Below are 24616 nucleotides of genomic sequence, written 5' to 3' on the forward strand. Positions count from 1 at the left end.
GCGCCGGCGGAGGCGGCGGGGGCGGAGGCGGCGGGGGAGGCGGCGGCGGGGGAGGCGGCGGCGGCGGGGGCGGAGGCGGCGGGGGAGCCGCGACCGGACCGAACGCATAGCGCAGACCCACGGTCAGGGTGTGGCTGAAGTCATAGTCGCCTTCGAACGAACCCAGCGCCGGGGCGCCGACCGTCGTGCTGTCCCAGCTGGTTTCGCCGGTCAGGTAACGATAGGTCAGGTCGACATTGGTGCGCTCACCCAGAGCCCACGCCACGCCGGCCAGAGCCTGGAACGCCATTTCGACAGTGTCGTCGCTCACCGAGAGAGCGGCCGTGCGATCGCCGCGCAGCGCGCCGACAGCTTCGGCTTCAACCCAGTTGGCGCCGACGCCCGCGCCCAGGAACGGGCGAGCCCGCCAGCTGGTGTCGCCGAAGTCGTAGATGGCGTTGAGGAACAGGGTCCGCGAGTTGATGTCGCCCTCGGGCGAGAAGCAGGGGCCGGTCGCGGGCTGGAAGTTGCAGAGGCCCGACGGAACCGCATCGTTGGGCCGACGGACGCGGCCGATGTCACCCGGGCGATAGCCCAGTTCCATCTCGACGCGCCAGTTCGGGTTCAGACGATAGCCGAGACGCGCAAAGGCGGCCCAATCCTCGTTGACTTCCCAGTTCCACGCCGGGCCGGCGTCGGAACGGGTGTTGATGTCATTTTCCAGAAAATGACCGCCGATGTCGCCGGCGATGTACCAGCCATCCGGCTCGGCCGACGCGCTGGTCGCCGCAAATGCGAGCGCAGCAGCGGCGCCCGTCGCCATCACGAAATTCTTGAAGCGCATGGGTGCTAGCCCTCTCCGCAGTTTCCTCGGCGGTCCTGCCGCCCCGCAATCCTCATAACAGCCTTGTTTCAGCAGGTCGATAGCGCCGAACGCAGGTTCGGGTCGGCAAGGGCGAAACCGTGGCCGTTATGCGACAGCAGGTTGCGGAGGAGCCGAAAACGCCCCTTGATCGTTAAGAACCGACACCAATGGTGACCGCTGCGCGACTTTACGATCGCGAATCGACAGCCTTATGACAAGGCCGACTTCCCGGGACGACAGGACGTTTCCATGAGCATCGCCTTTATCGACCTTCAGGCCCAGCGGGCGCGGATCGCCGAGCGGATCGACGAGGCCGTGCGCAAGGTCATTGACGGCGGCGCCTATGTCATGGGCCCGGAAGTGCGCGCCTTTGAACAGCAGATGGCGGATTTTGGCGAGGCGCGACACGCCATTTCCTGCGCCAACGGCACGGACGCCCTGGCCCTGCCGCTGATGGCGTGGGGCGTCGGCGAAGGGGACGCCGTCTTCTGCCCCTCGTTCACCTTCGCGGCCACCGCCGAGATCATTCCCTGGTTCGACGCCACCGCTGTGTTCGTGGATATCGACCCTGCAACCTACAATATGTCGCCGGATCACCTTGAGGCCGCGATCGAGGCCGTGAAGGCCGAGGGCAGGCTGACGCCCAAGGTGGTGATCGCCGTGGATCTGTTTGGTCAGCCGGCTGACTATCCTCGCATCGCCGCGATCGCTCGCAAACACGGTCTGAAACTGATCGCCGACACGGCCCAGGGGTTCGGCTGCACTCTTGAGGGCAAGCATCCCGTTTCTTGGGCCGACGTGGCCACCACCAGCTTCTTTCCCGCCAAGCCGCTGGGCTGTTACGGCGACGGCGGCGCGGTGCTGACCAATGACGACGATCTGGCGCAGTTGCTGGACTCGCTGCGTGTTCACGGAAAGGCCGTGGCCAGGGATCTCGAGGGCCGATCCTTCGAACACGACCCCAAATATCTGAACATGCGGGTGGGCATGAACTCGCGCCTGGACACGATCCAGGCCGCGATCCTGATCGAGAAGCTGGCCATCTTCGCCGACGAGATCGAGCGCAGGAACCGGATCGCCGAGCGCTATAATCGCCTGCTGGAGCCTTACGTCAGCGCAGTCCCGCGCGTGATCGACGGAGGAGTCTCTGTCTGGGCGCAGTACACCATCGAGCATGAGGATCGTGACGGGCTGGCCGCGCACCTGAAAACACAGGGCGTGCCCACGGCGGTCTATTATCCCATCCCCATGCATCGCCAGCCGGCCTATGGGGGACACCCGGTGGGACCGGGCGGATTGCCGGTGACGGAGGCCAAGGCCGAGCGTGTCCTCAGCCTGCCCATGCATGCCTGGCTGGAGGAAGACACGCAGGATCGTATCGTTCAGGCGGTTGCGAGCTTCGGCCGCTGAGACGCGCGATCTATCGCGGCGCGCGCTTGGCGAGAATCCGCTGCAGCGTCCGGCGGTGCATGCCCAGGCGTCGCGCGGTTTCCGAGACATTGTGGTCGCACAGCTCGTAGACGCGCTGGATATGCTCCCAGCGCACCCGGTCTGCGGACATGGGATTGTCGGGCGGCTCGGGGGCGTCGCCCTCCTCGCTCATCAGGGCCTTGACCACGTCGTCGGCGTCGGCGGGCTTTGACAGATAGTCCACGGCGCCGGCCTTGACCGCCGCCACGGCGGTGGCGATGGCGCCGTAGCCTGTCAGCATGACCATGCGGGCGTCGTCCCGGCGAGCGCGAATGGCCTCGACGATCTTCAGGCCGTTGCCGTCCTCCAGCCGCATGTCCAGCACGGCGAAGGCGGGAAGGCCGGCGCGCAGGGCCTCCTGCGCCTCGGCGATTGAACTGACGGTCGTCACTTGAAAGCCGCGCGATTCCAGCGCCCGGCCCAGACGCGTTCTCAGCGCCTGATCGTCGTCCAGCAACAGCAGGGACTTGTCCTCGAGGGCGGCGATGCGGTCTTCCAGACTGGCCATGGTTTCAAATACTCCTGAGTCTTCAAGTCGGATGCGATACGGCCAAGGTCAAGTCGGATCCACTTCCAGCGCCGAACGCGGCCAGCGCACCGTGACCCGCGCGCCGCCGGTTTCGCCCGTCCCCGCCGAGACCCTTGCGCCGGTTCTTTCCAGCAGCGTACGGGCGATGAAGAAGCCCAGCCCCATGCCGCCGCCCACACCCGCCCCAAGCGCCTGCTTGCCCTTGCGCGATCGTCCCAGGGGCCGGCTGGTCACATAGGGTTCGCCCAGGCGGGCCAGGATGTCAGGCGCGAAGCCGGGGCCGTCGTCGGAAACTGTCACCTCGACGTATCGGGCGTCCACACGGGCGACCACCGCCACCCGCTCGGCGGCGAAATCGGCGGCGTTCTCCACAATGGCTGACAGACCGTGGACGATCTCCGGCAGACGGCGCACGTGGGGCGCGTCGGCTTCCTCCACCCCTTCGATATGGCAGTCCATGTCCAGATCGATGCCCCTGTGCGGCTGGACCACTTCCTCGAGCAGAGCCTTGAGGCCCACCTCGGCGTAGATGGCGTCGCCGTCCTCCGGCCGCTGGGACAGGCGCTTCAGGATTTCGCGGCAGCGGTCGGCCTGCTGGATCAGCAACCGCGCGTCTTCGGCGATGGCGGGGTCGCCGCTCTTGCGATTGGCGGCGCGCAGCATCTCCTTGGCCACCACCTGGATGGTGGCCAGCGGCGTGCCCAGTTCATGGGCGGCGGCCGCGGCCAGCCCGCCCAGAGCCGCCAACCGTTGCTCGCGCTCCAGAACCTGCTGGGTGGCGGCCAGGGCCAGGGCCAGACGATCCGCGTCCTCCGCCACCCGCCAGGCGTATCCGGCGGTGAACAGCACGCCCACCCCGACGGCCAGCCCCATGCCCACCTTGTAGAGCGGCGGCAGGCTCAGGGTCGTTCCCTCGCTCCACGGCAGCGGTAGAGACCATAGAAACAAAGCGCCCGTGCAGATCAGGGCGAGGCCGCCCAGCATCATGGCCTTGCGCGACGGCAGGGCGGCGGCGGCCACGGTCACCGGGGCCACCAGCAGCAGGCAGAACGGATTCTCCAGCCCGCCCGTCAGACCCAGCAACACGGCCAGCTGGACAATGTCGAAGCCCAGCTGGGCGGTGGTCTCGCGCCCGGCGGAGCGGCGGCCCTCGATGGTCTGGAGCCGCGCCATGGCGGTCATGTTCATCAGCGCGCTGGCCAGGATGACCACCAGACAGGCGCCGATGGGCAGGCCCAGATCCAGCACCAGGGACGCGGTGAGGACCGCCACCGTCTGACCGGCCACGGCCAGCCAGCGCAGGATGATCAGGGTGCGCAGCTCCAGTCCGCGCACCAGCCGCGGCAGGGCGGCGGCGTCCGGCGGTTCAGACTGCGGCGACGGGTCGGCTTGGGGCTGGCTCACGCGCCCTCTATAGACCGGGGCGACGCCTTCGTCTCGTCAGGGAGCCCACGCATAATGCCGCGCAAGTCCATCCTTCTGTTCGCCGGCGCCTGCATCGCCATCGCCGCCGCCTTGGCCGTGGTCACGGTCGTCGTGGTGAATGGTCGTCAGCAGTCAGAGGCCGTGTCCACCGGCACGGCGGAAGTGGGCGGACCGTTCGAACTGGTGGACCAGACCGGCCAGCCGGTGGACGAGTCCATCCTTGAGGGTCAGTGGACCGCCGTCTTCTTCGGCTTCACCCATTGCCCGGACTATTGCCCCACCACGCTGCAGTCGCTGAAGGCGACCCGGGCCGCCATGGGCGAGCGGGGCGAGGATCTGGAGATCGTCTTCATCTCGGTGGACCCGGAGCGGGACACGCCGGAGTTCCTGGGCGATTATCTGCAGACCAGCAGCTTTCCCGAGGGCGTGACGGGCCTGACCGGAACGCCGGAACAGGTGGCCCAGGCGGCCCGCGCCTATCGCGCCTTCTTCGAGAAGGTGGGCGACGGTCCCGGCTACACCATGAACCACACCCTGACCGTCTATCTGATGGGGCCGGACGGACAGTTCCGCAGCGCCCTGACCCACGACCTGGCGCCGGACGACGCCGCTCAGGTCATCCTGAACGCCATGGAGCGGGGCTGAGCCGTCAAGCCCGCAGGGTCGCCCCGGTCTTTCCGGCGGCGGCCACCACCTTGGCCGACAGGGCGTCGATGTCCTTGTCGGTCAGGGTCGTTTCGCGGGGCTGGATGACCACTTCGATGGCCACGGACTTGCGTCCTTCGCCCGCGCCCTGGCCGCGATAGACGTCGAACACGCGCACGTCCTGGATCAGGGCCTTGTCGGCGCCGGCCACGGCACGGGTCAGGTCGCCCGCCGCCACCGCCTCATCCACCACGAAGGCGAAGTCACGGGTCAGCGGCATCAGGGTCGGCAGGTCCGCGGGGCCGCGCGACTTGCCCGCCGTCTTCGCGGCGCGCGGCTCGGGCACGGATTCCAGCACGATTTCGAAGCCCAGCATCGGACCGTCCGCGTCCAGCGCCTTGAGCACGCGCGGATGCAGGGCGCCGAAGTGGGCGATCACGGTCTTGGGGCCCAACTGCAGCCGGGCCGAGCGGCCCGGGTGCCACCACTCGGGGTTCTGACCCTGGGCCAGTTGCATCGACGCGACCGGCGCGCCCAGTTCGTCCAGCAAGGCCAGCAGATCGGCCTTCAACGCGAGCAGGGCGTCCTCGCCCGCACCCGACCAATGGCGGGAGCCGTGCGGCGCGATCAGGCCGGCGATCACCGTGCGCTGGTCGTCCGGGCCGTCGCCCAGATAGATGGGCCCGATCTCGAACAGGGCCACATCTGGATGGCCGCGCGCGGCGTTGCGCGCCGCCGCCTCGATCAGGTTCGGCAGGATCGCGGGCCGCATGCAGTCCAGATCCGAGGCGATGGGGTTCTCCAGCACCAGACGCTCGTCACCGCCGCCGAACAGGGCGGCCTTGTCCCGGCGCGTGAAGGACCAGGTCAGGGCCTCCGCATAGCCCATGGCGGCCAGGGCGCGGCGGGCGATCCGCACCCGCTTCTGGCGCGGGTCCAGCACGCCGGACGCGGCGCGGGCGACCTCGGGCAGAGGGGTTGTCGGCAACTGGTCATAGCCGACAATGCGGGCCACTTCCTCCACCAGATCGGCCGGGCCTTCCACATCGCGGCGCCAGGACGGCGGAGTCACGCGCACGGTGACGCCGTGGCCCTCAACCTCGAAGCCCAGACGGCACAGCACCTCCACTACGCCCTCGCGGCCGATGGCCAGGCCCGACAGGCGGCACACCTGCTCCGGATCGAAATCAAAGGCGGCGGGGCCGGCGGGCGCCTCGCCTGCCACGGTGACGTCCGACGCCTCGCCGCCGCACATGTCCAGGATCAGGGCCGTAGCCAGCTCCAGACCGGGAACCACAAAGGCCGGGTCCACGCCCCGCGCGAACCGGTACTGTGCGTCCGAACTGATGGTCAGCAAACGGCCCGTCTGGGCCGTGGCCAGCGGGTCGAACCAGGCGCTTTCGATGAAGACGTCGGTGGTGGCCTCGTCACAGCCGGTGGATTCCCCGCCCATGACGCCGCCCAGGCCAATGGGACGCTCGCCGTCCGCGTCGGCGATGACGCACATGCCGGGTTGGGCAGCATAGGTCTTGCCGTCCAGGGCGATCAGATGCTCGGGCTCGCCTGAGCCGCTTGCCGCCTGACCATGGCGGGCCACGATCACATCGCCCGACAGCTTGGCCACGTCATAGACGTGCAGCGGCCGCGCCCGGTCGTAGGAGAGCAGGTTGGTGACATCCACCAGGGCGTTGATGGGGCGCAGGCCGATGGCCTTGAGCCGATCCCGCAGCCACCGAGGCGACGGGCCGTTCTTCACGCCCCGGATCACACGCCCGGCGAAGATGGGACACAGCTCCGGCGCCTCGATGCGAATGGCGACGGGGCACGGGAAGGCGCCCTTCACCGGCTCGGGCGTGCGGTCGATGAAGCGGCCCAGGCCCGTGGCGGCCAGATCGCGCGCGATGCCGGACACGCCCAGCCAGTCAGGCCGGTTCGGCGTCACCTCGAAATCGATCACTGGTTCGGCGGCGAAGACCTCTGCCGCCGGCGTTCCGACGGCCCAGGTTTCGGGCAGGTCCAGAATGCCGTCGCTGTCGCCCGCCTGCTCCAGCTCGGCGGCGGAACACAGCATGCCATTGGAAACCACGCCGCGCACCGGCTTCTCAACCAGCGTCACGTCGAGGCCCGGCACATAGGCGCCGATGGGCGCATAGATGGTGACCAGCCCCGCCCGCGCATTGGGCGCGCCGCAGACGATTTCCTTCATGCCGTCCACGGTCTCGACCTGACAGACCTGCAGCCGGTCGGCGTTGGGATGGCGCTCGGCCGACATGATGCGGGCCACGCTGAACGGCGCCAGGGCGGCGGCGGAGTCCAGCACCTCCTCCACCTCCAGCCCGGCCATGGTCATGGCGTCAGCGACGGCGGCCACACCGGCGTCGGTTTCCAGATGCTCCTTCAGCCAGGACAGGGTGAACTTCACGCCTTGGCTCCATCACCGGCCCGCGCGCTGATCAGCGTCCGTTCCATGTCTTCCAGGAATTCCGGAGCGCCGGTGAAGCCGATGTGCGCGAACTTGCATCGAACAAATTGGCAATTGGACATGCCGACCACGCCGGCGACGGAATCGCCCAGCGGTTTCAGCAGCAGGGTGCGCGGATTTCCGGCCACACCCATGTTGCAGCCGTCGAAATGGGTGCCCGCCATGACCACCATCACCGCCGGTCCTTCGATGAGGCAGTCCGTGAAGGTCTTGCCGTCGATGACCCTCTCGCCGGCGTTGAGGTGCTGAACCGCCAGCATGGGCAGCCATACGGCTTCCCGTTCAAAGGTCGTGCGCGCGACAAGAGCGCGTCCCGCCGCTTCTTCCGCGCTGATGGTCGCAGTGTCAGTCTTGTCGGTCATATCGTGTCCAGTAACTCAGCTGAGGCCCGAAGCGGGATTCGGCGCGACGAAGGGCGAGAAGCCGTAGTGGGCGAGCCAGCGCGTGTCGGCCTCGAACATGGGCCGCAGGTCGGTGATGCCGTATTTCAGCATGGCCAGGCGATCGACGCCCATGCCGAAGGCGAAGCCCTGCCATTCGTCGGGATCGAGGCCGCAATTCCGCAGGACGTTGGGATGCACCATGCCGCAGCCCAGGATCTCCATCCAGTCGTCGCCCTCGTTCAGCTTCAGCGTTCCGCCAGACCGGTCGCAACGGATATCCATCTCGGCCGACGGCTCGGTGAAGGGGAAGTGGTGCGGGCGGAACCGGGCGTGAACGCCGGACAGCTCGAAATACCGCGCCACGAAGGTCTCCAGCGTCCACTTCAGGTGCCCCATGTGAATGGCGCGGTCGATCACCAGACCCTCCACCTGATGGAACATGGGCGTGTGGGTGGCGTCGGAATCCTTCCGGAAGGTGCGGCCCGGGGCGATGATGCGGATGGGCGGCTTTTCGCTCATCATGGTGCGCACCTGCACCGGGCTTGTGTGGGTGCGCAGCACCTTGCGCTCGCCGGTTTCGGGATCGGCTTTCAGGAAGAATGTGTCGTGCAGTTCCCGCGCCGGATGCTTGGGCGGAAAGTTCAGGGCGGTGAAGTTGTGGAAATCGTCCTCGATGTCCGGGCCTTCGGCCACCGCGAACCCCATCTCGGCGAAGACCGCGATGATCTCGTCCATGGCCTGCATGGTGGGGTGCACCCCGCCCTTGCGGCGCGGCCGGGCGGGCAGGGTCAGGTCGATCCTCTCGGCCAGCAGGCGAGCGTCCAGCTCCGCGGCTTCCAGCTCGGCCTTGCGGGCGGCCAGGGCGGCGCTGACCCGGTCGCGCAGACCGTTGATCTTCGGGCCCTGCTCGCGACGCTCGTCAGGGCTCAAGGCGCCCATACCCTTCAGCAGGCCCGAGATGGAGCCGGACTTGCCCAGGGCGGCGACACGGATGTCCTCGAGACCCGTCACGCTCTCGGCGGCGCCGATGGCGTTGATCAGGTCCAGTTCCAGTTGGTTCAGGTCGGTCATGACTGCGACCGTCTAGCCGTTGAGAACGCGGGCGGAAACCCCACCTCACCAGCCCTTGTGGCATTTCAGTGCGCCAAGATCAGATCCGGCTGACGGAACGCTCCGTCTGCTGACATAACTCCATGAAGATGTTGCAAAATCTTCTAAAACGGCAAAGCTGTCATTAATCGCTAGCCACCTAAGCCCTTCTCGTCAGTAGGAGTTGGGGCATGGCCCGGATCAAGGATTTCGTGGTGAGCGCCGCGCCCGTGGCGCCGGACGTCAGCGGCTCGGCCGTATTTGACCGGTTCCAGGACGAGCCGAACACCCTGGCTATAGCGGTGGTGGACGCCGACCTGCGGCCCGTCGGACTGGTCGAGCGCAACGCCTTCACCTTGAAGATGGCTGCCGAGTTCGGCCGCGCCCTCTACGCCCGGCGACCCATTTCGGTGTTGATGGATGCCGCTCCCCTGATCCTTCAAGGGGACACGGAGGCGGAAGAGCTGTTTCGCACGGTGGACGCCGCAGGGCTCAGCGGCTTGCTGGGCGGCTTCATCGTCACCGAAGGCGGGCGCTATCTGGGCGTCGGCTCAGGCGTTCAGGTGCTTCAGGCCGCCGGAACCCTGGCCCGCCGCCGCGCCGACGAAATGGCCGCCCTCGCCCGCGATCTGGCCAAGGCCGAGGCTGAGGCCCGGGCCTCCAGTCGCGCCAAGTCCGAATTTCTGGCGGTCATGAGCCACGAAATCCGTACGCCCCTGAACGGCGTGCTGGGCGTCGCCGCCCTGATGGAGCGCCAACTGGAGCAGGAATCCTTGCGTCCCCACGTGCGCACCATCCTGGATTCGGGCGCAAACCTTCTGCGCCTGCTGACGGACGCCCTCGACATGTCGCGGGCCGAGGCGGGCATGCTGAGCCTCGAGCCAGCCCCCATGAAACTGTCAGACCTGGCCGACGATCTGCAGGCTTTGTGGCGCGCCCGCGCGGAGGAGAAAGGCCTGACTCTGGCCATCACCACAGACATCGCGGGCGAGGACTGGGTCGAGGCGGATGAGACGCGGCTGAAGCAGCTGCTGAACAACCTGATCGGCAACGCCATCAAATTCACGCCAGAAGGCCGCGTAGAGGCCCGGATCGAGGCCCGGCGGGACGGTGGGCTTGTCCGTCTCGCGGCCTGCATCGACGACAGCGGGCCCGGCGTGCCGCCGAACAGGCTGGAGACCGTTTTCCAGCCCTTCAACACCGGTGACGCGAACCGGCAGGGCGCAGGGGCCGGACTGGGCCTGGCCATATGCCGACAGATCGTGGAGCGCATGGGCGGCTCCATCTTGGCGGACACCTCGCCTCTGGGCGGCGCGCGGTTCCGGTTCGATCTCACGCTCAAGCCGGCGACTCCGGAGGCCCGCGCCGCCAGGCGGGCTTTGGTCGAGCCGACGCCGCACGAGACCCTGCACGTCCTGGTGGCGGACGACCACCCCGCCAACCGCTTCCTGGCGGGCAAGCTGCTGGAGATGTTCGGCTGCACCCACGACGCGGTTCAGAATGGCGCCGAGGCGCTAGAGGCCGCGCGGAACGGCGCCCACGATCTGATCCTGATGGACATCAAGATGCCGGTCATGGACGGTGTCGCTGCGACCCGCGCCATCCGGGCCCTGGGCGACGAGCGGGCAAGTCTGCCCATCTTGGCCCTGACCGCCAATGCGGATGAGCGCGACGCCGCCGCCTATCTGGCCGCCGGCATGGACGGCGTCGTCCAGAAGCCCATCGAACCCGACGTGCTGCTGAACGCCATACGCCGTGCGGTGGGCGACCGGATGCGGGCGGCGGCCTGAACGAAAAGAGCCCCCCGGCAGGGCCGAGGGGCTCTTTCAACGCTATGCGCGCGAAGATTACGCCAGAGCGGCGCGAACCTTCTCAGCGACGGCCTTGAAACCGGCCTCATCAGCGGCGATGGCGGCCAGAACCTTGCGGTCCAGCTCGATGCCCGCCTTGCCCAGGCCGTGCATGAACTGGCTGTAGGTGAAGCCCTCGGCGCGAGCCGCGGCGTTGATGCGCTGGATCCATAGGGCGCGGAACGAACGCTTCTTGGTGCGGCGGTCGCGGTAGGCGTACTGCCCGGCGCGGTCCACGGCGGCCTTGGCCGTGCGGATGGTGTTCTTGCGGCGGCCGTAGAAGCCCTTGGCCTGCTTCAGAACCTTCTTGTGCTTGGCGTGGGACGTTACGCCCCTTTTGACGCGAGCCATATTTCTATTCCCTTCGGGATGTCCCTACCGCTCGGCCCGCGGGGCCTCGCTGCTTGAGGGACATGTTTTCAAACTGATGCTGTTGGAGATCGAGGTTCGTGCCGACGCCGATCAGGCGTAGGGCATGTAGGACTTGATCTTCTTGGCGTCCGCGTCGGCCATGACCTTGGTGCCGCGGTTCTGGCGGATGTACTTGGAATTGTGGCTGATCAGGCGGTGACGCTTGCCCGCCACGCCGGCCTTGACCTTTCCAGTCGCCGTCAGTTTGAAGCGCTTCTTGGCGCCCGACTTCGTCTTCAGTTTCGGCATTTTCACTCTCTTTATTTAGTGGGCTACCGCCCTTTGGGCTACTTGAGCCCGCGAGACGGAGCGCTGTTTAAGAACCGCCCAGGCATGCCTGTTCGCCCGGCGGCTCGATACGCGAAGGCGCGGCTCATACGTTATGGCGCCCGCGATGGCAAGGGCGGGATGCCCCGGCTTCAACGCGCCGGGTTGTGCGTCTCCAGAAAACGCACCGTCTCGTTGAGCATGCGCTGCCGGGTCTCCGCCCGCGACAGCCAGTGATCCTCTCCATCCAGGCGGATCAGTTCATAGGGCCGCCCGGCCTGCTCCAGCGCTTCGGCCATGATGCGGCTCTGGTCATAGGGCACGACCGTGTCATCCCAGCCGTGCAGCAGCAGAATGGGCGCGTCGGCCTCCGCCGCCCTGAATGCCGGAGAGCGGTCATCCAGCGAACGATCGCCGAGCCGTTCAGCGCCCATGAAGCGGTTCCAGTATCGTACGACCGGGCTGTCCCGACGGCCGGCCTGGGACGCGGACCACTGGACCATGGTCCGCAGATCAGAGACGCCCGCCACGGACACGGCGCAGCGATAGACGCCAGGATCCAGCGTGGGCCCTGCAAGGGCGGCGTACCCGCCGTAGCTTGCGCCCACGATGCACACGCGCTGCGGATCGATGATTCCCTCCGCGGCCAGGTGGCGCACGCCGTCAGACAGGTCCGTCTGCATTCGCAGGCCCCACTCGCCATAGCCGGCCTCCAGATGGTCGTCCCCCAGTCCGGCGGAACCGCGGAAATTCGGCTGGAGCACCGCATAGCCGCGCGACGCCAGTCCCTGCGCCCACCAGTCGAAACCCATCACGTCCCGCGCCGCCGGGCCGCCGTGCGGCAGCACCACCAGAGGCAGGCCGCGCGGCTCGGTGACGCCTGGCGGCAGGGTCAGGTAGCCGGGAATTTCCATGCCGTCCGAGGCTTCGTACCGGACGACCCGCACAGCGCCGACGAGGTCGGCGTTGAGGTCGGGATAGGCGTAGCCGATCACCTGGGCGGAGCCCGCCTCAAGATCAATCAGATGGTAGGTTCCGGAATCGCCCGACCCGTTGGTGAAAATCACGATCCGGGACAGGTCATCGGACCAGGACCTCAGCGTCACGACCAGTCCCGGATAGGCGTTGTCGATCGCCCGCCAGATTACGGCCATGCGTGCGTCGAGGAATTCGTAATCCTGCCCTTCATCGGTGATGACGCCTGCTCCGGCGAGCAGTCCGGACGTCGGATGGCTGACGGTGAAATCCGGGTCGAAAGCGAACGGAAGGCTCGTCCAGGAACCGGATTCCAGATCGACCTCATAAAGACCAGCCTCACCGTCTTCGGGGGCGGCGTAGATGACCACGGTCTGTTCGGTGCGGCCGAGGCCCGCCAGAGACGGCGTGTCGATCGGCGCGGTCGTTTCCCACACGGTTCGCCAGAAGCCGCCGCGTTTGGCCTGCAGGCTCCAGGTGGACGAGCGGACCTCGTAGCGGGTGCGCGCCACCGCCTCGCCGGCGGCGTTGAGGACGTAGCCTCCCGTGTCCGGTTCGCCGTCTTCGACCTGCTGGCCCCGGCCGGTCTCGGGATCGATCCGGTAGAGATAGGCCCGCGCCGGGGGCCTGAGCGGAACGACCCTCGTATAGACAGCCGCATCATCCCCCGTCCCGCGAATGATCGTGGAGCCGGTCAGCTTGGTGAAGAACCCGCCGTCCAGCCCCGTCAGAAGGTTGCGCACCTCCCGCGTGGGGATGTGATAGATCTGGGCGTCAGCCAGCTCCTGGCGCCGGATGCCCAGGGCGGCGCCCGACTGGGTGGCGGTCGTCGTCAGAAGAACGCGGTCCGAGCCGATCCAGTCCAGGCCTCTCACCTTGGTGTCGCCGGCCCGCACGCCGCCGATCACGGCCATGCCGTCAAGCTCATGGATCAGCAGGCTGCGCTCCTCGCCGACCACGGCGATATGGGCGAGGCGGGAGCCGTCCGGTGAAAGCTGGACCGACTCCATGGCCGGCATCCGGCCGAAGACCTCCAGCGGGGCCGTCCCGGTGTCCTGGGCGGCGGCCAGACCAACGTGTCCAAGGAAAGTGACGGCCAGCGCCGCGACCAAGGCGTACAACTTTTTCACGAAAACCCCCGTCCTCTTGAAAGGACAATAGGCATCGTGCCGGAGGGGGAATCAATCCGCAGACGCGTGCGGGAACGCGGCGTTCAGGCGAACCGGCGATGAACCCGACGCAAAAACGCCCCGGCGCGAGCCGGGGCGTCTGAAGTCTTGCTTCGCCGTGTCAGCGGGGCGCCAGGATCATGATCATCTGGCGGCCTTCCATGCGCGGGGCGTATTCCACCTTGGCGATATCGTCGAAGTCCTCCTGCACCTTTTGCAGCAGCTTCATGCCCAGTTCGGGGTGCGCCATCTCGCGACCGCGGAAGCGCAGGGTCACCTTGACCTTGTCGCCCTCGCCGAAGAACCGGTGCATGGCCTTGGCCTTCACCTCATAGTCGTGGGTGTCGATATTGGGCCGCAGCTTGATTTCCTTGAGCTCCACAACCTTCTGACGCTTGCGGGCCTCGGCCTTCTTTTTCTGTTCCTGGAAACGGAATTTGCCGTAGTCCATGATCTTGCAGACGGGCGGATCGGCGTTCGGCACGATCTCCACCAGATCCAGCCCCACCTCTTCGGCGGCCTCGAGGGCGGAGGACGTGGGCATGACGCCCTGCTTCTCGCCATCCTGATCGATCAGCAGCACCCGCGGAACGCGGATGTCATGGTTCATACGGGGCCCGTCTTTCACGGGCGGCGCTTGCATGGGACGGCGAATGGGCGTCGTTTCCTTATGTGGTCAACAGATGCATGGGTGAGCGCGCGACCGCGCGGTCGCGTTCCCTCCACGCCGGATATATGACCTCGAAGGCCCGCACAATCAAGCGGGACAAGCCTTTCAAAGCCCGCGGAGGCCTCATGCGCTACGACACCCTTCGCCGACCGGACGGCGAACAGATGGCCTTCCACAGCCTCGACGGGGCGGGGCCCACGGTCCTGTGGGTCGGCGGTTTCCGGTCGGATATGGAGGGGACAAAGGCGATCGCCCTTGAACAGGCGGCGCACGAGCGGGGCTGGGCCTATCTGCGCTACGACCATTTCGCCCATGGCGCCTCGTCCGGGGACTGGAAGGCGGCGACGGTGGGGCGCTGGCGCGAGGACGCCATCGCCATGATCGACTCGCTCAAGGGGCCTGTGTTGCCGGTGGGGTCGTCAATGGGCGGGTGGGTTGCGCTGCTGGCGGCGCTGGCCAGACCCGAAAAGCTGGCGGGGCTGGTTCTGGTTGCGCCTGCGCCCGATTTCACCGAGCGGCTGATGTGGCCGTCGTTGCCGGACCACATTCGCCAGGCCATCCTGCGCGACGGCGAGGCCGAGATGCCCGATGAGGGCCTGGGCCCGTATGTGCTGACCCGCGCCATGTTCGAGGAGGCGCGGAACTGGCTGCTGCTGGACGGCCCCATCCGTCTTGCGGCGCCGGTGCACATTCTTCAGGGCAAGCAGGACGAACCGGTGCCGTGGCGGCACGCCCTGGCGCTGGCGGAGCGGATCGACGGTCCCGACGTGCGGCTGGATCTGATCACAGACGGGGATCACCGATTGTCGAGGCCTGCTGATCTGACGCGGCTGATCGATGCGGTGTCGCGGTTGCGGGACGGCGCCTGACCAGCACCCATGCCCGGGCGACTGTCGCGCTTGACCCGCCCGGGCCGACGGCGGGATCGAGACCTCAGGCCGCCGCGCAGTTCTTGCGGATGAACTCGGTCTGCAGGGGCATGTAGTCGGCGGAGGTGCGCATGACGCGGCGGATTTCCTCGAGGCGGGCGCGGGTTTCGTCCAGGCTCAGGACGTCGGCGACGGGATCGTAGCCGCGGGCCTTGAGGCCCTGGCCCACCATGACGGCCATCCAGCTGGTGTCGTTGAACAGCTCGTCATTCTCGCGGAAGATCCGGCCGTAGCCTTCGAACAGGCGGTATTTCTCCTTGAGGCTGTCGGGCACGTCCATGGTGCGGCAGCGGTCCCAGAACGGCGTGTCGTCCCGTTCGGTCAGGTGATAGTGCAGAATGATGAAGTCGCGGACCTGCTCGGTCTCGAGCTGTGTCATGCGGTTGAAGCGCTCGCGGTCGGCGGGCTCGAAGCGCTTGTCCGGGAACATCTGCATCAGCTTGGCGATGCCGCTCTGGATCAGGTGAATGCTGGTGGACTCCAGCGGCTCGATGAAGCCGGACGCCAGGCCGATGGCCACCACGTTCTTGACCCAGGCCTCTTTGCGCCGCCCGGTGACGAAGCGCAGGAAGCGCGGGTCCGCCAGGGCCTTGCCGTCCAGGTTCGACAGCAGGGTGTGGGCGGCCTGCTCGTCGGTGATGTGATTGCTGGAATAGACGTAGCCGTTGCCGGTGCGGTGCTGCAGCGGAATGCGCCACTGCCAGCCGGCCTCCCGCGCGGTGGAGCGGGTGTAGGGGGTGAAGTCAGCCACGCTTTCGCAAGGCACGGCGGCGGCCCGGTCGCAGGGCAGCCAGCGGGTCCAGTCCTCGTAACCGGCCTTGAGGGTCTGTTCGATCAGCAGGCCCCGGAAGCCGGAGCAGTCGATGAACAGCTCGCCCTCGATGCGCTCGCCGCTTTCCAGTTTCACCGCCTGGATGAAGCCGTCCTCGCCGCGCTGCTCCACATCGACCACCTTGCCCTCGCGGCGCACGACCCCGCGGGTCTCGGCGAACTCGCGCAGGAATCGGGCGTAAAGCCCGGCGTCGAAGTGGAAGGCGTAGGCGATCTTCGACAGGGGCGAGCGCCCGGCGTCGATGGCGCGCATGAAGCGGTTATCGGCCGCCGCCACGGCCTGCAGCGAATAGTCCTCCAGCCGGTGCGGGTCGCCCGCCAGATGCAGCCGCTGCCAGTAGGCGTGAAAGGACACCCCCTCCATGTCCACGCCGAACGGACCGAAGGGGTGGAAATAGGTGTGGCCCTTTCTGCCCCAGTCCACGAACTGGATGCCCAGTTTGAACGAGCCCTGGGTCTTGCGGACGAATTCATTCTCATCCAGCCCCAGCATGCGGTTGTAGATGCCGATCTGGGGGATGGTGGCCTCGCCCACACCGACGATGCCGATGTCGTCGGACTCCACCAGGGTGATGTCGGCGAAATCGCGACCCAGCAGCTTGGCCATGGCGGCGGCGGTCATCCAGCCGGCCGTGCCGCCGCCCACGATGACGATCTTGCGGATTCGGTGGGGATTGAGCTCGGTCATGGGGCCTCAGGCAGGGACGGCTTCGGGTTCGGGCGCGGCGCAGTGGCGGGCCAGGAAATCGGCGTGATCGGGCAGGCTTTCGGCGGCGGCGCGGACGGTGGTGCGCAGCTCCTCCATGGCCCGGGCCACGTCATCCTCGGGAAGGGAATCCACGAGGGGGTCGTAGCGCTGCGGCATCACGTTCTGGCCGATCAGCACGGCCATCCAGCTGGACTCGGCGAACAGTTCGTCCTCGTGACGGAAGAAGCGGCCGGCGCCCCGGAACAGGTCCAGCTTGTGTTGCAGGGAGTCGGGAATCTGCATGGTGCGCACGTGGTCCCACAGGTCCAGACCGGTGCGCTCATTGGCGTGGTAATGCAGGATGATGAAGTCGCGGATCTGCTCGATCTGGACATTGGTCAGGCGGTTGTATTCATCGATGGCCACCGGGTCGAAACCGTGGTGCGGGAACAGGGCCAGCAGCTTGGTGATTCCCGCCTGGATCATGTGAATGCTGGTGGATTCCAGCGGCTCCAGAAATCCTGAGGCGAGGCCCAGGGCGACGCAGTTCTTGACCCAGGCCCTCCTGCGGCGCCCGGCCCGGAAGCTGAGTTTCCAGGGGTCGGTCATGGCCTTGCCGTCCAGATTGGCCATGAGGGTGTCGGCGGCCTGATCGTCGGAGATGTGGGCGCTGGAATAGACATAGCCCGTGCCCACCCGGTGCTGGAGCGGAATGCGCCATTGCCAGCCGGCGTCGCGGGCGGTGGACCGGGTGAAAGGCGAGATCGCATTGTCGTTCAGGGACTGGACCGCCACGGCGCGGTCGCAGGGCAGCCAGTGGTTCCAGTCCTCGAATCCGGCCTTGAGCGTCTGTTCGATCAACAGGCCCCTGAAGCCGGTGCAGTCGATGAACAGCTCCCCCTCCACGCGGCGGCCGTCCTCCAGCACAATGGCGTCGATGAAGCCGTCCTCGGGGCGCTGCGCCACCGAGACCACCTTGCCCTCCTGACGCACCACGCCGCGCGCCTCGGCGTAGTCGCGCAGGAAACGGGCGTAGCGAGCGGCGTCGAAATGATAGGCCCAGGCCATGCGGGTCATGGGCGAGCGGTGCTGGGGCGCCACGGCGCCGAAGCGGTTCATGCGCGCGGCCACGTCGCACAGATTGTAATCGCCGAATTCGGCGGCGCGGCCCTCGCGCCGCATCTTGAGCCAGAACTGGTGAAATTTCACCGCGTTGATGTCGGCGCCGAAGGGGCCGAACGGGTGCAGATAGGTGTGGCCCGGACGGGTCCAGTCCACGAACTCGATGGCCAGCTTGTAGGATCCGCGGGTGGCCTGAAGAAAGGCGCGCTCGTCCAGGCCCAGCATCTCGTTGAAAGTGCGGATCGGCGGGATCGTCGCCTCGCCCACGCCCACCGTCCTGATGGCGTCGGACTCCACCAGTGTGACGGTGGTGACGCCGTTCCTGATGAGGCGCGACAGGGCGGCGGCGGCCATCCAGCCGGCGGTGCCGCCGCCGACGATGACGACGTTGCGGATCAGGTCCGGCTGGATCATGGGGCGGAGCTCCAGGGCGGCAGGGCAGCGGCGGTGCGGGCGGCCAGATCGCGGATGCGGTCAGCGCGGGCGGTCAGCTTGGCGGGGTCCAGCGCCTCGGCCAGCGGGTCGATGCAGCGGGGCCGGACGCCCGAGCCCAGCAGGGCGGCGGCGAGGAAGCCGGGGGTGAAGGGCTCGTGTTCGCGGCGGCTGACCCGGCCCCGGGCCTCGAACAGGGCAAGGCGGTGGGTGGCGGCTTCGGTCGGGACCGCGCCCTGACCGCGCAGCATCATCAGGGCGAAGTCCCGGTCGGCCTCGACCTCGGCGGTCATCAGCCGGTTGAACTCGCGCGCCTCAACGGCGTGATCGGCCGCGGCGGGCCACAGGCGGGGCAGATGATGCGCCGCGCGGTGGATCAGGTGCAGACTCCCTGCACTCAGCGTCGGCAGGACCTGGGCGGCGGCGCCGACGGTGATGACGTTGCGGTCCCAGAAGCGCTCGCGGCGGCCGGGCTGAAACGGGACGCCGTCGCCGCCCCGGGTCAAACGCGCCGTGACCATTCGGCCGGGCAGGGGGGCGGCGCGCTCGAGGCTGCCGTTGGTGGCGCGGAAGGTGAGATAGAGCGGCGGTCGGGCGTCGGGGCTCGTCGCGACGTGAAGCCGGTCGAACGGGAGATCGCCGGACCACGACTGGAAGGGCGTGTCGGTCAGGACCGCGGCCGGGCCCGAAGCGTCGATGAACAGGTCGCCGACGACGCGCGCGCCGTCCGCGAGGATGACGGCGGCGAGGGCGCCGGACGGGGCGCGCTCCACCGACGCGGCCCAGCCTTCGACGACCGTCACCCCGGCCTTCTGGGCATGGCGGCGCAGGAGAGCTGTATAGGCGGCGGCGTCCAGACTGAGCCCGTGGTCAAGGGTCGACAGGAAGGATGCCGGATCGCGCGAAGGCGGGGCGTAGCGGCGCTCGCGCGCGAGCTGGGCGGACAGGGAATGGTCGGCCAGCGCATCCAGACGGCCCAGCCGGGCCAGTTGCTGGTGGAAGGCGACCGAGAAGGCGTCGGCGCCGGTCTGGCCGGACGGAACGAAGGCGGGGCCATCACTCCAACCCTCGAGCGACAGGCCAAACAGCGGCACGGCGATGGCCATGATTTCCGCTTCACTCACCCCTGCGCGGGCGTGGTGGGCGCGGGCGGCGGCAGGGGCGGTCAAGGCCGGTCCGAAAGGATCGACGTCATCCGGCGACGGCTGCGCGATCACCGTCACGCGGGCAGGCGCCTGACGGGCGAGGGTCAGGGCCATGATCCAGGCGGCGGGGCCGTCGCCGACGATGACGGTTTCTGTGGTCATGCTCAGGCCTCGGCCATGACGGCGGCGCGGGCGGCGGCCAGGACGTCAGCGTGGCGAGGCTGGCGCTCGGCCAGGGCGGTGATGCCGCGGCGCTGATGGTCCAGATCGGCGCGCACGGCGGCGGGGTCCAGATGGTTCAGGCGGGGATCCCAGCGGCGAGGCGTGATGTGCTGGCCCGTGTAAACCGCGACCCAGCTGGGATGCAGAAAGACGCCGTGCTCATAGGCGGCGACCACGCCACGCTCGCGGAACAGCTCCATCTTTGAGGCCAGGGAATCGGGGATGGCCATGGTGCGGCAGTGGTTCCAGAATTCGGAATCGTCACGTTCGGTGGCGTGGTAGTGCAGCACCAGAAAGTCGCGGATGCGCTCGTACTCCATGTCCATGGTCCGGTTGAACTCGGCGGCGTCGGCCGGGTCCCAGTCACCGGTGGGAAACACGTCCAGCAGATAGCCGATGGCGGCCTGGATCAGGTGGATGGAGGTAGACTCCAGCGGTTCGAGAAAACCGGACGACAGGCCGATGGCGACGCAGTTGCGGTTCCACTGCAGCTTGCGCTTTCCGGTGAGGAACCGCAGCCGGTTGGGCGGGGCCAGGGCGGCGCCCTCCAGCTGCTCCAGAAGCATGGTCTCGGCCGTGTCGTCGTCCAGAAAGGCGCTGCAATAGACGTGGCCGTTGCCGACGCGGTGCTGGAGCGGGATACGCCACATCCAGCCGGCCGTCTGCGCGGTGGCGCGGGTCGCGGGAGGGAAGGCGCCGCCGTGCGCGCAGGGCAGGGCGACGGCCCGGTCGCACGGCAGCCATCGGCTCCAGTCGTGATAGCCGGTCTTCATGGCCTGCTCGATCACCAGCCCCCGGAAGCCGGAGCAGTCGATGACCAGGTCCGCGGCGATGCGTTCGCCGCTCTCGAGCGTCACATGGGTGACGAAGCCGGTCTCGCCGTGAAGGGCCACGTCGGCGATGCGGCCCTCGGTGCGCACGACGCCCCGCGCCTCGGAATAGCGGCGCAGGTAGGCTGCGTAGAGGGAGGCGTCGAACTGGTACGCGTAGGAGAAGGCCGACAGGGGCGAGGCGGCGTCGTCGGAGGGGTGGGTGAAGCGCTCGCGCCGCACCATGGCGACGGGCAGGCTGTAATCCTCGAGCGCGCTGGGCGCGCCGGCGCGGGTCCATAGGTGGTGGAACAGCTCGGCTTCGTGGGCGGCGGGATCCGCCCCGTAGGCGCCGAACGGATGGACGTAGCTGTCGCCAAGCCGACCCCAGTCGCGGAACTCGATGCCCAGCTTGAAAGTGGCCTGGGTGCGGGACAGGAAGTCCGCCTCGTCGATGCCGAGGCGCGCGTTGAAGGCGCGGATATGGGGAATGGTGGACTCGCCCACGCCCACTGTGCCGATGGTCTCGGACTCCACCAGACGGATCGTCAGGGGCAGCCCTTTGAGGGTTTCGGACAAGGCGGCGGCAGTCATCCAGCCGGCAGTTCCACCGCCAACGATGAGCACGCGACCGATGCATTTGTCAGACATGGTGTTGCGCTCTCCCCACAGCGCCTTCGCGCCATCTAGAGGCAGAAAAAAGGCGCCGTCAATGCCGCTTGCCTGGCGCGAGAAGTCGAACAAGGCCATGTTTTTCAAGGTGGTTGGGGGTTTCGCGAGGCGTGCTCAGCGCAAGTGTGGCGGAAGTGGACACCTGTTTCCGTCAGGGAAAGGAGGGCTTGCGGAAGGGAAAAAGCTGGTCTACCAATCTATTAATCAGACATTTTGCGCTGCTGGATTTTGGTAGCGCTAACAAAAGAAAATGCTGGGGAGGAAATCGGGTGCATACTTCAAGAACAATACGGGCGGAATCCGTCCGATACGGAGCCGGGCTGAAGGCCGGAGCCTCCATCGCGGCCATCGCCGCGGTCATGGCTGCGACGCCGGCCCTTGCGCAGGATGCGCCGCCGGACGACGAGGCCGTCGAGGTCGAGGAAGTCGTCATCACCGGCATCCGCGCCAGCCTGCGCAGTTCGCAGGACATCAAGCAGAACGCGGAAGTCTTCGTGGACTCCATCACCGCCGAGGACATCGGCGCCCTGCCGGACCGCAGCGTGACCGAGGCCCTGCAGCGTGTGCCGGGCGTGTCCATCGACCGCTTCCGCGCCGGTGTGGACCCTGACCACTTCTCCATCGAGGGATCGGGCGTCGTCGTGCGCGGCCTGACCTGGGTGCGCAGCGAGCTGAACGGCCGCGACACCTTCAGCGCCACCAACGGCCGTGTGCTGAGCTTCGCCGACGTGCCCGCCGAGTTGATGGGCGGGGTGGACGTCTTCAAGAACCCGTCCGCCGACATGGTCGAGGGCGGCATTTCGGGCACCATCAACCTGCGCACCCGCACCCCGTTCGACTCGCCAGGCCGCGTCCTGGCCGGCTCGGTCGAGGGCAGCTATGGCGACTTCGCCGAGGAATGGACCCCGACCGTGTCGCTGCTCTACAGCGACCGCTGGGACACCGAGGCCGGCGAGTTCGGCCTGCTGCTCAATGCGGTGAATTCGGAACTGACCGCGCGCAGCGACGGCCAGCAGATTTCCAACTATGCGCCCCGCACGCTCTACAGCAACGGCGACGTGGTCGGACCGGCCGGCACGGAGGTCGCGGACGTCTGGTTCCCGCGCGGCGCCGCCTTCCGCAGTCAGATCTTCGAGCGCGAGCGCACCGGCTATGCGGCGGCCGGCCAGTGGCGCAGTCCGGACCGGACCATGGAGGCCACGGCCCAGTTCCTGCGGTCGGACTCGACCCAGGCGTGGACCGAGCACGCCATGGAGATCGCCACCGACAACGTGTCCAACAACGGCGACTCCCAGGCGCTTCAGGGCACCACCCTGGAGTTCGGGCCGGACGGCCTGTTCACCAACGGCATCATCACCGGCCAGACCGGCTGGCGGGACGACCAGAACGGCGCCGATCCCCGCACGCCCATCTGGGGGCTGCAGAGCAACAATATCCGCCGCGATGTCGACCAGACGTATGTGACGACGGACATCGGTCTGAACTTCAAGTGGACGCCGAACGAACGTCTGCGCGTCAATGTTGATTACCAGCACGTGGATTCGACGGTCGACGTGATCGACGCCGGTCTGTGGAACTCGACCTTCCAATATGCCGACATCCAGATGCGAGGCGACGACATTCCGATCGTCACCTTCCTGACACCGGATCGTCGGGCTCCGGACGGCAGCATCTGCACCGGACCGGCCACGAACAACTGCCCGACCTACGGGGTCAGCCCGAACGACAGCCTGTCCAACCCCTACAACACCTTCTCACGCTCGGCGATGGACCACATCGAGCAGAGCGAGGGCACGCTGGACGCGTTCAGGGTCGATGTGGACTACGCGTTCTTCGACATGCCGATCCTGGAATCCGTGCGCTTCGGCGTGCGACGGTCGGAGCGGGACCAGACCACCCGGTTCACCACCTACAACTGGGGTGTGATCAGCGAGATCTGGGGCGGCGGCGGACCTGTCTGGCTCGATGAATCCGCCAACGGCGATCCGACAACCGGCGGCGGCGTCAACCCTGCCGACTTCCACCAGCCCTTCGCCTTCGACAACTTCATGCAGGGTGATGCGCCGAACCCGACGGGCGGGCAGCCGAGGCTGTTCTACGGCTCCAACATCGTTGAAAACTATCAGGACTACGTCGATTACGCCTTGTTGATGGGCGACGAGTGGCGTGAGCGGCTGGTCAACGGATGCCCCCAGAACTGGGTGCCGCTGGCCATGCGATGCGGCGTCAACCCGGGCACGCCGTTCCTGCCGCAGGAGATCAACCCGGTTCAGGAGAACACCAACGCGGCCTATGCCATGTTGCGGTTCCGGGGCGACCTGCAGAACGGCGTTGAACTGAGCGGCAATGTGGGCATCCGCTATGTGGATATGGAACGCAGCGCCGAAGGCGTTCGCGCCTTCACCCAGCAGACCTTCTCAACCGAAGCCGAATGCACCGCCCCCCTGCCAGTCGGCGAGGAACGGACGGCGTTCTGCACGCTGGACCCGGCGGTGCGCCAGGACGCGCGAGACTTCGCCAACGGGGCGACGTTCGAGGACAACGCCGAAACCTCGTTGGACTACTGGCTGCCCAGCGTGAACGTGCTGGCGCGGATGCAGAACGGTCTTCAGTTCCGTTTCGGCGTGTCACGGGCGATCACGCTTCCCGACATCGGCCTGACCCGCAACTACTACAACGTAGCGCTGTCTGTGCTGGACGATGACATCATCGATGGACGTCCCACGGGTCGGTTCGGCGTCGGCAACGCGTACCTGCGTCCGATCGACTCGGTAAACTTTGACGCTTCCGCCGAATGGTACTTCGATGACGTGGGTTCGATCACCCTGTCGCTGTTCTACAAGCGCCTCAAGGACGTGATCACCAACGGGATCGTCCGGACCGAGTTCACCAACAACGGCGCCACATTCGACGCTGTGGTGACCCAGCCGGTCAACTCCGACGAGACGGGCTCGGTGCAGGGCTTCGAACTGGCGTATCAGCAGATTTACGACTTCCTGCCGGCGCCGTGGGACGGCCTGGGTGTGAACGCCAACTACACCTATGTGGACTCAGAAGGGGTCAGCCAGAGCACCCTGTCATCCACCGACCCGGATGTTGCGTCAGGCCGGGTGGCGAATATCGACACCGGTCTGCTGCCGCTGCAGGGGCTGTCAGAGCACACGGCCAACTTCGCGGCGTTCTACGAAAAGGGCCCGCTGTCGCTTCGCCTGGCCTATGCCTACCGTTCGGACTTCGTGGTGACGGTGCGCGACGTGATCGTGCCGTTCGCCCCGATCATCCAGGAGGGCGGCGGTCAGCTGGACGGCTCGGCCTTCTACACCATCAACGACAACTTCAGGATCGGGGTGCAGGCGGTCAATCTGACCAATGAAGTCACCCGCACCAGCCAGGTTCTGAACAACGATCTCCTGACGGCCGGACGATCCTGGTTCATGAATGATCGTCGCTTCACCGTGGTGCTGCGCGCGACTTTCTAGGAGCTGATCGGTCGACTTGGGGGCGGATCCGCCGGTTCGCCGGAGGCCGCCCCCTTTTTCTTTTCCGCCGTCCGCGTG

Annotated in this window: 19 protein-coding genes; 5 read left to right on the forward strand and 14 right to left on the reverse strand. The window is 67.3% G+C overall.

All coding sequences use genetic code 11. The annotated features are described in order from the left end of the window. Positions 1-823: outer membrane protein (locus ACI8U3_RS11595; protein ID WP_415015035.1), on the reverse strand; the 823-nt coding region annotated here is incomplete at its 3' end. 270 nt (positions 824-1093) lie between these two features. On the opposite strand from ACI8U3_RS11595, the gene ACI8U3_RS11600 reads away from it, so the two are divergent. Then, positions 1094-2254, forward strand: coding sequence for a DegT/DnrJ/EryC1/StrS family aminotransferase (locus ACI8U3_RS11600; protein WP_415015036.1), 1161 nt, complete (start codon positions 1094-1096; stop codon positions 2252-2254). 10 nt (positions 2255-2264) lie between these two features. On the opposite strand, the gene ACI8U3_RS11605 is transcribed toward ACI8U3_RS11600, so the two are convergent. Both ACI8U3_RS11605 and ACI8U3_RS11610 read right to left on the reverse strand, forming a co-directional pair. Continuing rightward, complete coding sequence (locus tag ACI8U3_RS11605; protein ID WP_415015037.1) at positions 2265-2822, reverse strand: ActR/PrrA/RegA family redox response regulator transcription factor; 558 nt, start codon at positions 2820-2822, stop codon at positions 2265-2267. 48 nt (positions 2823-2870) lie between these two features. After that, entirely contained in the window at positions 2871-4247 is a 1377-nt protein-coding gene (locus ACI8U3_RS11610) for an ActS/PrrB/RegB family redox-sensitive histidine kinase (RefSeq protein ID WP_415015038.1), read from the reverse strand. A gap of 54 nt (positions 4248-4301) precedes the next feature. On the opposite strand from ACI8U3_RS11610, the gene ACI8U3_RS11615 reads away from it, so the two are divergent. After that, positions 4302-4913 (forward strand): SCO family protein, encoded by a 612-nt coding sequence (locus ACI8U3_RS11615; RefSeq protein WP_415015039.1) that lies wholly within the window; start codon positions 4302-4304, stop codon positions 4911-4913. Between the two features lie 4 nt (positions 4914-4917). On the opposite strand, the gene pheT is transcribed toward ACI8U3_RS11615, so the two are convergent. From pheT to pheS, 3 genes are read right to left on the reverse strand one after another with little or no spacing between them, the layout of a single operon-like run. After that, positions 4918-7335, reverse strand: a complete 2418-nt coding sequence (gene pheT, locus ACI8U3_RS11620) for a phenylalanine--tRNA ligase subunit beta (RefSeq protein WP_415015040.1) — start codon at positions 7333-7335, stop codon at positions 4918-4920. Beyond that, positions 7332-7757 (reverse strand): hypothetical protein, encoded by a 426-nt coding sequence (locus ACI8U3_RS11625; RefSeq protein ID WP_415015041.1) that lies wholly within the window; start codon positions 7755-7757, stop codon positions 7332-7334. The genes pheT and ACI8U3_RS11625 overlap by 4 nt, the downstream gene beginning before the upstream one ends. A 15-nt stretch (positions 7758-7772) precedes the next feature. After that, positions 7773-8849 carry a phenylalanine--tRNA ligase subunit alpha gene (pheS, locus tag ACI8U3_RS11630; RefSeq protein ID WP_415015042.1) on the reverse strand — a complete coding sequence of 359 codons (1077 nt, stop codon included), beginning with the start codon at positions 8847-8849 and terminating at the stop codon, positions 7773-7775. 209 nt (positions 8850-9058) lie between these two features. Between pheS and ACI8U3_RS11635 the strand changes: the two genes are divergently transcribed. Then, positions 9059-10657 carry an ATP-binding protein gene (locus ACI8U3_RS11635; protein WP_415015043.1) on the forward strand — a complete coding sequence of 533 codons (1599 nt, stop codon included), beginning with the start codon at positions 9059-9061 and terminating at the stop codon, positions 10655-10657. 57 nt (positions 10658-10714) lie between these two features. Here ACI8U3_RS11635 and rplT read toward each other — a convergent pair whose 3' ends face one another. The 4 genes from rplT to infC all read right to left on the reverse strand — a co-directional run bounded on the left by rplT (position 10715) and on the right by infC (position 14182). Continuing rightward, positions 10715-11068: a 50S ribosomal protein L20 gene (gene rplT / locus ACI8U3_RS11640; RefSeq protein WP_021697751.1), complete on the reverse strand. Its 354-nt coding sequence runs from the start codon at positions 11066-11068 to the stop codon at positions 10715-10717. Positions 11069-11179: 111 nt separating this feature from the next. Next, the gene (gene rpmI, locus ACI8U3_RS11645; RefSeq protein ID WP_021697750.1) at positions 11180-11377 is read right to left on the reverse strand and encodes a 50S ribosomal protein L35; all 198 of its coding nucleotides are present in this window, start codon (positions 11375-11377) and stop codon (positions 11180-11182) included. Between the two features lie 170 nt (positions 11378-11547). After that, positions 11548-13500 (reverse strand): alpha/beta hydrolase family protein, encoded by a 1953-nt coding sequence (locus ACI8U3_RS11650; RefSeq protein ID WP_415015044.1) that lies wholly within the window; start codon positions 13498-13500, stop codon positions 11548-11550. A 160-nt stretch (positions 13501-13660) separates the two neighbouring features. Beyond that, positions 13661-14182: a translation initiation factor IF-3 gene (gene infC / locus ACI8U3_RS11655; protein WP_415015045.1), complete on the reverse strand. Its 522-nt coding sequence runs from the start codon at positions 14180-14182 to the stop codon at positions 13661-13663. A gap of 152 nt (positions 14183-14334) precedes the next feature. Between infC and ACI8U3_RS11660 the strand changes: the two genes are divergently transcribed. After that, positions 14335-15078, forward strand: coding sequence for an alpha/beta fold hydrolase (locus ACI8U3_RS11660; RefSeq protein WP_415015046.1), 744 nt, complete (start codon positions 14335-14337; stop codon positions 15076-15078). Positions 15079-15142: 64 nt separating this feature from the next. Here ACI8U3_RS11660 and ACI8U3_RS11665 read toward each other — a convergent pair whose 3' ends face one another. The 4 genes from ACI8U3_RS11665 to ACI8U3_RS11680 are packed head-to-tail and all read right to left on the reverse strand — an operon-like array spanning position 15143 to position 21038. Further along, positions 15143-16657, reverse strand: coding sequence for a tryptophan halogenase family protein (locus tag ACI8U3_RS11665; RefSeq protein ID WP_415015047.1), 1515 nt, complete (start codon positions 16655-16657; stop codon positions 15143-15145). Between the two features lie 6 nt (positions 16658-16663). Further along, complete coding sequence (locus ACI8U3_RS11670) at positions 16664-18193, reverse strand: tryptophan halogenase family protein (protein WP_415015048.1); 1530 nt, start codon at positions 18191-18193, stop codon at positions 16664-16666. Further along, a complete protein-coding gene (locus ACI8U3_RS11675; RefSeq protein WP_415015049.1) occupies positions 18190-19518 on the reverse strand; it encodes a tryptophan 7-halogenase in 1329 nt (442 codons plus the stop codon). The genes ACI8U3_RS11670 and ACI8U3_RS11675 overlap by 4 nt, the downstream gene beginning before the upstream one ends. Positions 19519-19520: 2 nt before the next feature. Continuing rightward, entirely contained in the window at positions 19521-21038 is a 1518-nt protein-coding gene (locus ACI8U3_RS11680; protein ID WP_415015050.1) for a tryptophan halogenase family protein, read from the reverse strand. A gap of 290 nt (positions 21039-21328) precedes the next feature. On the opposite strand from ACI8U3_RS11680, the gene ACI8U3_RS11685 reads away from it, so the two are divergent. Further along, the gene (locus tag ACI8U3_RS11685) at positions 21329-24538 is read left to right on the forward strand and encodes a TonB-dependent receptor (protein WP_415015051.1); all 3210 of its coding nucleotides are present in this window, start codon (positions 21329-21331) and stop codon (positions 24536-24538) included. The last annotated feature ends 78 nt before the right edge of the window (positions 24539-24616 follow it).

Origin of the sequence: Brevundimonas sp. (assembly GCF_047617075.1) — a bacterium.
Taxonomy (GTDB): Bacteria; Pseudomonadota; Alphaproteobacteria; order Caulobacterales; family Caulobacteraceae; genus Brevundimonas.